10 protein-coding genes are annotated in these 10,950 nt (G+C 66.8%); 4 read left to right on the forward strand and 6 right to left on the reverse strand.

Features of this window, described 5'->3' with window-relative positions:
* Positions 1 to 199 precede the first annotated feature (199 nt).
* Entirely contained in the window at positions 200 to 1,120 is a 921-nt protein-coding gene (locus tag RCF13_RS06830) for a Ku protein (protein ID WP_154349999.1), read from the forward strand.
* 3 nt (positions 1,121 to 1,123) lie between these two features.
* Positions 1,124 to 3,610, forward strand: a complete 2,487-nt coding sequence (gene ligD, locus RCF13_RS06835) for a DNA ligase D (protein ID WP_134968988.1) — start codon at positions 1,124 to 1,126, stop codon at positions 3,608 to 3,610.
* Positions 3,611 to 3,685: 75 nt separating this feature from the next.
* Here ligD and RCF13_RS06840 read toward each other — a convergent pair whose 3' ends face one another.
* From RCF13_RS06840 to RCF13_RS06855, 4 genes are all read right to left on the reverse strand, one after another.
* Positions 3,686 to 4,078, reverse strand: coding sequence for a hypothetical protein (locus RCF13_RS06840; RefSeq protein WP_134968989.1), 393 nt, complete (start codon positions 4,076 to 4,078; stop codon positions 3,686 to 3,688).
* Positions 4,079 to 4,205: 127 nt separating this feature from the next.
* Complete coding sequence (adhP, locus tag RCF13_RS06845; RefSeq protein ID WP_061480462.1) at positions 4,206 to 5,234, reverse strand: alcohol dehydrogenase AdhP; 1,029 nt, start codon at positions 5,232 to 5,234, stop codon at positions 4,206 to 4,208.
* A gap of 96 nt (positions 5,235 to 5,330) precedes the next feature.
* The gene (gene eda / locus RCF13_RS06850; RefSeq protein ID WP_065186797.1) at positions 5,331 to 5,969 is read right to left on the reverse strand and encodes a bifunctional 4-hydroxy-2-oxoglutarate aldolase/2-dehydro-3-deoxy-phosphogluconate aldolase; all 639 of its coding nucleotides are present in this window, start codon (positions 5,967 to 5,969) and stop codon (positions 5,331 to 5,333) included.
* Positions 5,970 to 6,080: 111 nt separating this feature from the next.
* Positions 6,081 to 6,671, reverse strand: a complete 591-nt coding sequence (locus RCF13_RS06855) for a cysteine dioxygenase family protein (RefSeq protein WP_061480460.1) — start codon at positions 6,669 to 6,671, stop codon at positions 6,081 to 6,083.
* Positions 6,672 to 6,910: 239 nt separating this feature from the next.
* On the opposite strand from RCF13_RS06855, the gene RCF13_RS06860 reads away from it, so the two are divergent.
* Positions 6,911 to 7,966: a LacI family DNA-binding transcriptional regulator gene (locus RCF13_RS06860; protein ID WP_061480459.1), complete on the forward strand. Its 1,056-nt coding sequence runs from the start codon at positions 6,911 to 6,913 to the stop codon at positions 7,964 to 7,966.
* 105 nt (positions 7,967 to 8,071) lie between these two features.
* Here the strand turns inward: RCF13_RS06860 and phhA are convergent, their stop codons facing one another.
* Positions 8,072 to 8,965: a phenylalanine 4-monooxygenase gene (phhA, locus tag RCF13_RS06865; RefSeq protein WP_053496712.1), complete on the reverse strand. Its 894-nt coding sequence runs from the start codon at positions 8,963 to 8,965 to the stop codon at positions 8,072 to 8,074.
* Positions 8,966 to 9,090: 125 nt separating this feature from the next.
* On the opposite strand from phhA, the gene RCF13_RS06870 reads away from it, so the two are divergent.
* Positions 9,091 to 9,576, forward strand: a complete 486-nt coding sequence (locus RCF13_RS06870; RefSeq protein WP_005411782.1) for an Lrp/AsnC family transcriptional regulator — start codon at positions 9,091 to 9,093, stop codon at positions 9,574 to 9,576.
* A gap of 39 nt (positions 9,577 to 9,615) precedes the next feature.
* Here RCF13_RS06870 and RCF13_RS06875 read toward each other — a convergent pair whose 3' ends face one another.
* Positions 9,616 to 10,608 carry a patatin-like phospholipase family protein gene (locus tag RCF13_RS06875; protein ID WP_061480471.1) on the reverse strand — a complete coding sequence of 331 codons (993 nt, stop codon included), beginning with the start codon at positions 10,606 to 10,608 and terminating at the stop codon, positions 9,616 to 9,618.
* Positions 10,609 to 10,950 lie beyond the last annotated feature (342 nt).

Consider the following 10,950-nt stretch of genomic DNA (forward strand, 5'->3'; position numbering starts at 1 on the left):
TTGGGGGGGGGGGGGGGGGGGCGGGGGGGGCGGTTGGGCCGCCCGCGGGCGGCCAACCTCAGTAAACTTCGGGCGGCGCGGCCGGCCGGCCCGCGGCCGCCACTACCGTTCTCCGTAGAACCCACGTGCACGGTATCGACACGGGTGGTTTACACCGCCCATCCGAAGCTGGATGCCCTGCCCCGCCAAAGGTACGCCCATGGCCCGCCCGATCTGGACCGGCACGCTGTCGTTTGGCCTGCTCAACGTGCCGGTGTCGCTGATGTCAGGCGAACGCAAGGTCGATCTGCAGTTCCGCATGCTCGACTCCCGCGACCGCAAGCCGATCCGCTTCGAGCGGGTCAACGCCGATACCGGCGAGGAAGTGCCATGGAAGGACATCGTCAAAGCCTACGAGTACGACAAGGGCAGCTATGTCGTGCTGGAGGAAGGCGATATCCGGTCTGCGGCACCGGAAAGCCACGAAGCGGTGGAGGTGGAATCGTTCGTGGATGCCGCGCAGATCGACCCGCGCTACTACGAGAAACCCTACCTGCTGGTGCCCGGCAAGAAGGCCGAAAAGGGCTACGTGCTGCTGCGCGAGACATTGCGCAGCACCGGCAAGGTGGGCATCGCCCGGGTGGTGGTGCGTACCCGCGAATACCTGTGCGCGGTGATGCCGCATGCGGACGCGCTGGTGCTGATGATCCTGCGCTATCCGCAGGAACTGGTGGATCCCGAAGATTACAAGCTGCCCACCGGAAAGCTCGCCGATTACCGCATCAGCAGCAGGGAAACGGCGATGGCCGAGCAGTTGATCGAGTCGATGTCCGGTGATTGGGATCCGTCGCAGTATCACGACGAATTCCGCGAGCGCCTGCAGCAGGTGCTGAACAAGCGCATCAAGTCCAAGGGCGGTACCACCCGGGTGGAGGATGAGCCTGTACCGCGCGAGGATGCCACCACCAACGTGGTCGATTTCATGGCGCTGCTGCAGAAGAGCCTGGACGCGAACAAGCGTACGCCGGCGAAGAAGATGGCAACGCGGAAAGCAGCCACCAAGCCGACGGTAAAGAAGGCCGCAAAGAAGGCAACGAAGAAGGCCGCGAAGAAAACCGCTGCACGTCGCAAGGCAGGTTGAGCCATGTCGTTGCACCAGTACCGGCGAAAGCGCCGACTTGGCGGTGGCTTCGGGCAGACACCGGAACCTGACGACACGCCCGCACACGGCAATCCGAAGCGGCGGCCGATCTTTGTCATACAGCTGCACCATGCCACTTCGCGGCACTATGACTTCCGCCTTGAGATGGACGGTGTGCTGAAAAGCTGGGCGGTGCCGAAGGGTCCTTCGCTTCGCGTTGGTGACAAGCGGCTGGCCGTGGAAGTGGAAGACCATCCGCTGTCCTACGCCGGTTTCGAAGGCGATATTCCCGAAGGCCACTACGGCGCTGGCCACGTGGAGGTCTTCGATCACGGCACATGGGCCTGCGAAGGCGATCCACTGCAGGCACTGGCAGCGGGAAAGATCGACTTCGTGCTGCATGGGCAACGCCTGGCCGGCGGCTGGAAGCTGGTGCGCACAGCGATGAAGGGACGCCAGGTGCAGTGGCTGTTGATCAAACGCGACGACGAGGAAGCGCGCGATGCCGAAGCAGATGATCTGCTCCAATCCCCCATGCCGAAACGCACATCCGCAGTGAGCAAGCGCACGATGGGCAAGTCAACGCGCGCCGCACCGGCTGCACGATCGGCGACCCGCAAGGCCGATGCGCGTTGGCATGCGCGAGCACTGAACCTGGACGGCGCGCGTGACACGCCCTACCCGCGTGCCTTCAAGCCACAGCTGACCGATCATCGCGACAGTGCACCGGACGGCGAGCGCTGGTTGCATGAGATCAAGTGGGATGGCTATCGCCTGCTGGCCGATCTGCACGAAGGCAAGGTGACGCTGCGCTCCCGCAACGGCCTGGATTGGACCGGTGATTTCCCCGAGGTGGTACAGGCCGTGCAGGCACTGCCGGTGCGGGATGCGCGCCTGGACGGCGAGCTGGTGGTGCTGGACAAGCAGGGGCGCAGCGACTTCGCCGCGCTGCAGCGCGTGATCGACGGGAGTTCGAAGCAACCGTTGCGCTACATCGTGTTCGATCTGCCGGGTGTGGCCGGCGTGGACATCAGTCGTTCACCGCTGCTGGAGCGCAAGGCGCTGCTGAAGGATCTCATCGGACCCACGCCCGGAACCCTGGCCTTCAGCGAGCACGTGATCGACCATGGCCCGCAGGTATTCGATGCCAGCGGCAAGGCGGGATTCGAAGGCATCGTCAGCAAGCAGGTGGATGCGCCCTACGTGAACACCCGTGCACGCAGCTGGGTGAAGGTGAAGCATGAAGACACCGACGAGTTCGCGATTGTCGGCTACACGGCACCGAAGGGCTCCCGGGTAGGGTTCGGCTCGCTGCTTCTCGCCACGCCGGACAACGGCGGATTGCGCTATGTGGGGCGGGTCGGCACCGGCTTCGACGACGAGCGCCTGCGCGCGCTGCACAAGGCGCTGCAGCCGTTGGCGGTGAAGACGCCTGTGCTGCAGCTGCCGGCGCATGTGCCGTTCCGCGCCGCCAGCGTTCGCTGGGTGAAGCCGGTGACGGTGGCGGAGGTGGCCTTCCGTGGCTGGGGCAAGGAAGGCCTGCTGCGCCAGGCCAGTTTCAAGCGGCTGCGCATCGACAAGCAGAAGGAGGACCTGGGAGTGGCCATATCGAGTGCTGAAGCCGGCGGCGAGGTCCAGATCACCCATCCGGAGCGGGTGGTGTTCCCAAGGCAGAAGTTCAGCAAGGGCGACGTGGCGGACTACTACCAGCGCATGGCGCGCTGGATCCTGCCCGAAATTGCCGGGCGGCCCTTGTCGCTGCTGCGCTGCCCGGATGGCGTGGGCAAGGACTGCTTCTTCCAGAAGCACCATGGCCCCGGCCTGGGGGATGCCGTGCACGCGGTGCCCCTGCAGCAGAAGAGCGGCCGCGAGGACTACGTCTACATCGACGATGTGCAGGGCCTGCTGCAACTGGTGCAGATGAACACTCTGGAGCTGCATCCGTGGGGCGCGACCGTGGCCGATCCCGAGCACCCGGATCGCTTGGTGTTCGATCTCGATCCCGGTGAAGGGGTCGGCTGGACGGAGGTGAAAGCCGCTGCGCGTGATGTCCGTGACCGCCTGCAGCAGGTGGGCCTGAAGAGCTTCGTACGCCTGTCCGGTGGCAAGGGCGTGCACGTGGTGGTGCCGCTGCAGCCCAAGGCAGGCTGGGACGAGGCGAAGGCGTTCTGCGAGGCATTCGCGCAGGCAATGGCGCTGGAGCAGCCTGATCGCTATGTGGCGACGATGAGCAAGGCCAAGCGCGGCGGGGTGATCTTCATCGACTGGCTGCGCAACACACGGGGCGCTACCAGCGTGTGCTCGTGGTCGCTGCGTGCACGCGACAGCGCTGGCGTGGCAGTGCCGCTGCGCTGGGAAGAGCTTGCACGCGTCAGTGCGGCCGACGCTTTTCCGATGGCCAAGGCACTGGCGCGCGCGAAGCGGCTGAAGGGTGACCCATGGCAGGGCATCGCGCGGTTGAAGCAGACGCTGCCGCGCATGGACCTGTAGAGCCGAGCCCATGCTCGGCTTGCATGCACATCGACACAGGCAGCCGAGCATGGGCTCGGCTCTACAGGGGCGGCATCACCTTGGATCGCGCGAGGGACGACGGCCGAACCACCAGCCGGCCAGCAGTTGCAACGGCAGTGACGCCAGCAGTGAAATGACGAACCAGAACGGGAAATCCGCACCCGCCGTCCACATGGCGTAGCCACAGCCCAGTGCGACCAGCGACCAGATCGAGAAGCCGTGCGATCGCGGCCAGCAGGGCGCGTAATAGGTGGCAAAGGAAACCCCGGCGATGCCACCGAGCACGCTGAAGGTGAGATCCCAGCCCAGTTGCACGCTGTTGTTGTCCGGCGACAGGCCCAGCAACGGTGGCAGCCAGCTGGCGACGCTGCTGACCAGCGCAAGCGACAGCACGCCGCCGATCAGGGCAACGAGGGACAGGAACAGGGTCTTGAGCAGGCCGGGCATGCGCGCATTGTACGGCGGCCACAGAGTGCCCGCGTTGCCGGCCAGCGGCCGGCACTACCGATGAATCGGCATGGCCGCCGCGTCCGTGGGAGAGGGGGACGGAGCGACGGCGGCCATGCACAGGGGGTCAGGCGGCGAAGTCGAGCACCACGCGGCCTTCGATGGTGCCCGCATGCATGCGCGCGAACACGTCGTTGATGTTTTCCAGGCGGTCGGTGCTGACCGTGGCCGCGACCTTGCCCTCGGCGGCGAACTGCAGCGATTCCTGCAGGTCCAGGCGGGTACCGACGATCGAGCCGCGCACGGTGATGCCGTTGAGCACCATGCCGAAGATGTCCAGCGGGAAGTTGCCGGGCGGCAGGCCATTGAGCGAGACAGTGCCGCCACGGCGGACCATGCCCAGTGCCTGCTCGAACGCCTTCGGCGACACTGCGGTGACCAGTGCACCGTGGGCGCCGCCGATTTCCTTCCTGAGGAACGCGGCCGGGTCGGTGGTGCGCGCGTTGACGGTGACCTGCGCGCCCAGCTGGCGGGCCAGTGCCAGCTTGGTGTCGTCCACGTCCACCGCGGCCACGTTCAGGCCCATCGCGCGGGCGTACTGCACGGCCATGTGGCCCAGGCCACCGATGCCGGAAATCGCCACCCAGTCACCGGGCTTGGTGTCGGTGACCTTCAGGCCCTTGTAGACGGTCACGCCGGCGCACAGCACCGGCGCGATCTCGACGAAGCCCACGTCCTTCGGAAGCAGGCCGACATAGTTGGCATCGGCCAGTGCGTACTCGGCGAAGCCGCCGTTGACCGAGTAGCCGGTATTGCGCTGCGTCTCGCACAGCGTTTCCCAGCCACCCAGGCAGTGTTCGCAATGACCACACGCCGAGTACAACCAGGGGATGCCGACCCTGTCGCCTTCCTTGACGTGCCCTACCCCGCCTCCCACGGCCACGACGTGCCCCACGCCCTCGTGGCCGGGGATGAACGGCGGGTTCGGTTTCACCGGCCAGTCGCCCTCGGCGGCGTGCAGGTCGGTGTGGCAGACGCCACAAGCCTCGATCTTGACCAGTACCTCGCCCGCCCCCGGGCGCGGTACCGAGACTTCCTCGATCACCAGTGGCTTGCCGAACTCACGCACGACAGCGGCCTTCATGGTGGAATTCATGTTCGGATCTCCGTAGTGCGCTTGCCCACAGAATGACGCCGGCGCGAGGCCGGCGCTTTGATCACGATCAAACCTTTGAAGATCCGCGAAGCAGGTTCAGCTGGCCAGCACCGAGGCCTCGCGGGCCAGGCGCTCGATGGCGTCCCAGTCGCGGGTCTGCAGCAGCGCCGGGGTGGTCAGCCACGAACCGCCCACGCACAGCACGTTGGGCAGGTGCAGGAACTGCGGCGCGGTCTGCGCGCTGATGCCGCCGGTCGGGCAGAAGCGCACATCGGCGAACGGGCCGTGCCAGGCGGCCAGCAGCGCGGCGCCGCCGGCCTGCACGGCCGGGAAGAACTTGAAGGTGTCCGCGCCGTGCTCAAGGCCCTGGATCAGGTCCGAAGCGGTGGCAGCACCGGGCAGATACGGCAGGTCGGCATCACGCGCGGCCGCATACAGTGCCGGCGTGGCACCGGGGGAAACGGCAAAACGCGCACCGGCCTGCTTCGCCGCCTGCATCTGCGCGGCGTTGAGTACGGTGCCGGCACCGATCACCGCGTCCGGCACGGCCTCGACCATGGCCTTGATCGCATCCAGCGCCTGCGGCGTGCGCAGGGTCACCTCGATCACCGGCAGCCCGCCACGGAACAGCGCCTGGGCCACTTCGACCGCTTCATTCACATCTTCGGGGGTGTACACCGGGATCACCGGTGCCAGCTTCAACAGCGCGCGCAGGCGCGGATCAGCGCTGGACATCGTCTTGCTCCTTGCCCGCCAGGGCATCGCGGATGCTGCCGGTGCCGGCAGCGCAGCGGCGCATGATGCCATGCGGACCGCGACGGTGCCCTGCTCCGCACTGCGCCGGATTCAGGCCGGGTCGGCCTGCAGCGCCTGGATGCGGCGCTGGTACCAGTCGCCACCGAGCGGATCGAACACCGCCGAGCGCTCCATCTGCGCCTCGTACACGTGTACCGAGATCGCCAGTGCCTCATCGCTGGCATTGCGCAGGGTGTGGTACTCATGCGGGGGGATCAGGCTGCCTGCACTGCCGCAGCCCCCGCGCAGCGCGGCGTGGCGGCGGAAGCGCCAGCGCTCGCCGGCGCACTCCAGCAGCTCGTAGCGGGTGATCTCCAGCTCGCCCAACCACACGCCCTCCACACACCACATGGCATCGTGGTCGTGCAGCGGCGTGCCCTGCCCTGGGCCCCAGCTCATGGCAATCACGCTGTAGCCGTGTTCGCGGCTGTGGTACAGCGGACGTCGCGCGTAATGATCGCTGACCGGCCGATGCACGCATTCGGGCAACTCGATGCGGCTGTCGGTTATGGCTTCCTGCAGCGCCAGCTGCAGGTCGGTCGTGATGCGCTCGGGATCACCGGAGCTCATCGCCGCGTCGACTGCGGCGATCAACCGGTCGCGGCCGCGGAATGGCGGAAACGGAGAAGTCTGCAGGTCCATGCCTCGAATGTAGCGGAGCATGGTTAAGGGAATGTTGGCGTTCGCGCGCGTCGCGTCCACATTCAAGGTGAATACGCGCGGAAGAACGATTCAGATGCAGACGCAGTAGAGCGATCACAATGGAACCTTGCGCAGCAGAACCTGTCGAACACGACACGATTCAGATCCGCTGCGACATTCCGCAACTTCGCGCCCGACGGGCGCAAGGCTAGAATTCTCCGACTTACCTGGTTCTATACATGTCAGTGCGAACTATTAGCGATGCCGCGTTGCCGGCATCGAAGGGCAAGGCTGCCACGATCAACGACATCGCACGACTGTCGGGAGTTTCCAAGAAAACGGTTTCAAGAATCATCAACAACTCGCCGCTGGTGCGCAAGGACACCCGCGACAAGGTCGAGGCGTTGATGCGCGAGGTCGGTTACGTGCCCGATCCTCTCGCGCGCGGGCTGGCATTCCGCCGCTCCTTCCTGATCGGCCTGGTGTATGACGACCCGGGTGCCCAATGCATTGTCGACCTGCAGCACGGCGCGCTGGACGCGCTGCGCGGCACCGGCTATGAGCTGGTGGTGCACCCCTGCGACAGCCAGGATCCGGAATGCCCGCAGGGCGTGCGCCGTTTCGTGCAGCAGCAGAAGCTGCACGGCGTGATCCTGGGGCCGCGTGCGTCCGAATCGGCTGCGCTGGCGCAGACCCTCGATGACATCGACTGTCGCTACGTGCGCATCAACGCGCATGCCTCGGAGGATGAGAACCATGCCGTGGTCACCCATGACCGCGATGGCGCTGCCGCTGCGGCGGGCTACCTGCTTTCGCTTGGCCACCGCGACATTGCGGTGATCACCGGACCGGGTGACCGGCGTGCTGCGCGCGAACGGACGCATGGTTTCCTTGATCGGCTGGCGCAGGTCGGCCTGACCCTGCCCGGCGAGCGCGTGCTGGAAGCGGGCGACACCTTCGAGTCCGGCGTGCATGCCGCCGAACGGCTGCTGATGGGCGAGCAACGCCCCAGTGCGATTTTCGCCGGCAACGACGAAATCGCCGCAGGCGTGTACCAGGTGGCATTGCGTGCAGGCATCGCGGTGCCGCAGCAGCTGTCGATCGTCAGCTACGACGACAGCCCGTTGGCATCGCGGCTGTGGCCGCCGCTGACGTCGGTGCGGCGCCACGTCTCCGATATCGGCCGCACCGCCGCCGCCATGCTGGTCCAGGCCGACGTGCCCGACGCGCCGACCGCCGCCAGCGTGCATCCGCAGTTGATGGTGCGCGGGTCCTGCCGGGCCGTGGACGCCTGAGTGCCCTGCCCTCGCCTGCGCCGCTGCAGTGGCGCAGGCAGGCAACAACGAAAACGGCGCACCCATGTGCGCCGTTTTCAGTGCAAAGCCGTGCGCGTTGTGTGCTTACACGTCGCCGCCGTCGGCCCAGCCTTCGCCGGTGCCCTTCTGGAACACGCGGTCGTCGCCCTGCACTTCACCGGCCGGCAGATGCGCCTGGTTGGCCAGTGCCGCGTAGATCGGGGTGAAGTCCGGCGAGGTCGCCTGCATGAGCTGTTCGAAGCTGTCGATGACGAAGTAGGTCTTCTGGAAGGTGTCGATGCGGTACTTCGTGCGCATGATCCGCTGCAGGTCGAAGCCGATGCGGTTGGGCGCGGCCGATTCCAGCGAGTACAGCGACTCGCCCTTCGACGACACGATGCCGGCACCGTAGATGCGCAGGCCCTCGGGCGTGTCGATCAGGCCGAACTCCACGGTGTACCAGTACAGGCGGGTCAGGTTCTGCAGCGCATCCGGACCGATCGCATGCGCTTTGACGCCGCCGCGGCCGTACGCCTCCATGTAGTCGGCGAACACCGGGTTCATCAGCAGCGGCACGTGGCCGAACAGATCGTGGAACAGGTCCGGTTCGGCGATGTAGTCGATCTGGTCCGGGCGGCGGATCCACCAGGTCACCGGAAAACGGCGGTTGGCCAGATGGTCGAAGAAATCCAGTTCCGGCAACAGGCCTTCAACCCCGACCAGGGTCCAGCCGGTGGCGGCGCCGAGCACTTCGTTGAGCTGGTCGAAGCGCGGAATCATGTGTGCGCTCATGCCCATTTCGTCCTGCGCATCCAGGAACTCCTGGCAGGCACGGCCGACCAGCAGCTCGCGCTGGCGCTGGTACAGCGTGCTCCAGGTTGCGTGGTCGTCGGCGCTGTAGGTGTCCCATGGCTGCTCGACGAGCGCGGTGGTATACACCGGCACGTAGCCCTTGTCGGTCTGCTGGTGTTCGACGCGGCGGGGCTGGGCGAGGTCCATGCGGCACTCCTGGATGGGATACCCACGATGCTAGGGCAGGGGACGCGCAACAGGGTTGCAAAAGTTGCGCCGATTGGCCTTGTTGGCGCAATATCCTTGCGTACTCACCATGTTGCGGGGCAACAATGGCCGGAGAAGTCCAGTTCGATCGCACGGATATACGCCTGCTGGCCGAAATCCAGCGGGATGGGCGCGCCACCAACGCCGAACTGGCGGCGCGGGTGAATCTCTCGCCTTCGGCCTGCCTGCGGCGGTTGCAGCGGCTGGAAAGCGAGGGCGTGATCGTCGGCTATGGCGCGCGGCTGGAGCCACGGCAGCTGCGGCTGGGCCTGCAGGCCTTCGTGCGCGTGCAGCTGGAAAAGCACGACCAGGCCGCCATCGGCCACTTCGTGGACAGCGTGCAGGCGTGGGACGAGGTGGTGGCCTGCCACGCGCTGACGGGCGACATGGACTACCTGCTGCACGTGTACGTGCGCGACCTGGAGCACTTCTCGCGCTTCCTGCTGGACCGGCTGCTCAATGCCGGTGGCGTGGCCGATGCCAATTCCAGCTTCGTGCTGCGCACGGTGAAGGGCTTCCAGGCGTTGCCGCTGTCGCAGCTGGAGTCCTGAGCGACCACCGGGCGGGCCCGGTGGCCTGGCTTCAATGGATCAGCACTTGTCCTTGCGGCCGATCAGCTTGCCAAGGCGCGAGGCTTCCTCGCACTTCGGCGCGGCCACCGGTGCCGGTGCGGCAGCTGCGGCGCGCGCGCGCTGCAGCTGCTGGATCTTCGCGCGGATCTGCGGCATCGCTGCCATCGCGGCCTTTTCGCCTTCCAGGATCGCGGTGCCACGCTGGCTGAAATCGGCGGCACCGATGTCCAGTACCTTCGGGCGGATGACGATGTCGGCGCGCGCCAGTTCCTGCTCGCCCAGGCGCTGGCCCATGATCGAGATGGACTGGTTGACGATGCCCAGCATGTCGGTCGGCGCTTTGCCGCTGGCCTTGCTGGAGATGTCGACGGCGATCACGAAGTCGGCGCCGAGCTGGCGGGCAGCGTCCACCGGTACCGGGCTGACCACGCCACCGTCGATGTAGTTGCGGCCGCCGATCTTCACCGGCTCGAACACACCGGGGATGCTGCTCGACGCGCGCACGGCCTGGCCGACATTGCCGCGCACGAAGATTGCGCGCTCGCCGGTTTCCAGCTGGGTGGCGACGGCGGCGAACGGCTTTTTCAGGCGCTCGGCAGGACGGTTGGCAACCTGTTCGTTGACGTAGTCCTGCAGCTTCTGGCCCTGCACCAGGCCACCGGAGAACAGGCGCACATCGCGGATGCTGGCTTCATCAAGCGCCACGGCCCTGCTCTGCATCTGGAAGGCATCCATGCCGCTGGCATACAGGGCGCCGACCACGCTGCCGGCGCTGGTGCCGGCGACCACGGCCGGCTCGAAGCCGTTGGCCTCCAGCATCTTGATCACGCCGATATGGGCAAAGCCTTTGGCCGCGCCGCCGCCCAGGGCGATGCCGATCTTCACCGGCTTGGCCTGCGGGACCACGGTCGGCGCAGGCGGTGGCGTGGGGCGGACCGGGTCGCCACCGCAGCCGGCCAGCAGGCCGATCAGGGCGACAGACAGCAGCATGCGGGGGCGGAACAGGCTCATCGGCAGTGCGCGCACGGCGCCGGATTCAGGAAAGGGCGCCAGCATACCGAAGCCGTGGCGGGGCGGGCAGGGTGGGAAATATCGCCCATTCATAAAGGTAGTGCCGGCCGCGGGCCCGCCAACCAAAGGAAACCAGGCCCCCGGCCCAGGGGCGGCCCGCCCCCGGCCGGCCCAAAACGGGAGCCGGGCCAGGTCCAAGAGGTTTCCGGCCCCCGGCCCGCCACCAAAAGGTAAACATGCCAACCGACAATGGGGGGCCCGCCCCCCCCCGGCCCCAACCGGCTGCGTGCCCACGTCCACGAAGTTTACCGCCCCCCCCCGCCCCGAACCCCCGCGGGCAAA

Origin of the sequence: Stenotrophomonas maltophilia group sp. RNC7 (assembly GCF_030910085.1) — a bacterium.
Classification (GTDB): Bacteria; Pseudomonadota; Gammaproteobacteria; order Xanthomonadales; family Xanthomonadaceae; genus Stenotrophomonas; species Stenotrophomonas sepilia.

Coding starts and splice junctions, on each gene's coding strand:
- RCF13_RS06830 (WP_154349999.1), top strand. CDS start 200: ATGGCCCGCCCGATCTGGACCGGCACGCTGTCGTTTGGCCTGCTCAAC.
- ligD (WP_134968988.1), top strand. CDS start 1,124: ATGTCGTTGCACCAGTACCGGCGAAAGCGCCGACTTGGCGGTGGCTTC.
- RCF13_RS06840 (WP_134968989.1), bottom strand. CDS start 4,078: ATGCCCGGCCTGCTCAAGACCCTGTTCCTGTCCCTCGTTGCCCTGATC.
- adhP (WP_061480462.1), bottom strand. CDS start 5,234: ATGAATTCCACCATGAAGGCCGCTGTCGTGCGTGAGTTCGGCAAGCCA.
- eda (WP_065186797.1), bottom strand. CDS start 5,969: ATGTCCAGCGCTGATCCGCGCCTGCGCGCGCTGTTGAAGCTGGCACCG.
- RCF13_RS06855 (WP_061480460.1), bottom strand. CDS start 6,671: ATGGACCTGCAGACTTCTCCGTTTCCGCCATTCCGCGGCCGCGACCGG.
- RCF13_RS06860 (WP_061480459.1), top strand. CDS start 6,911: ATGTCAGTGCGAACTATTAGCGATGCCGCGTTGCCGGCATCGAAGGGC.
- phhA (WP_053496712.1), bottom strand. CDS start 8,965: ATGGACCTCGCCCAGCCCCGCCGCGTCGAACACCAGCAGACCGACAAG.
- RCF13_RS06870 (WP_005411782.1), top strand. CDS start 9,091: ATGGCCGGAGAAGTCCAGTTCGATCGCACGGATATACGCCTGCTGGCC.
- RCF13_RS06875 (WP_061480471.1), bottom strand. CDS start 10,608: ATGAGCCTGTTCCGCCCCCGCATGCTGCTGTCTGTCGCCCTGATCGGC.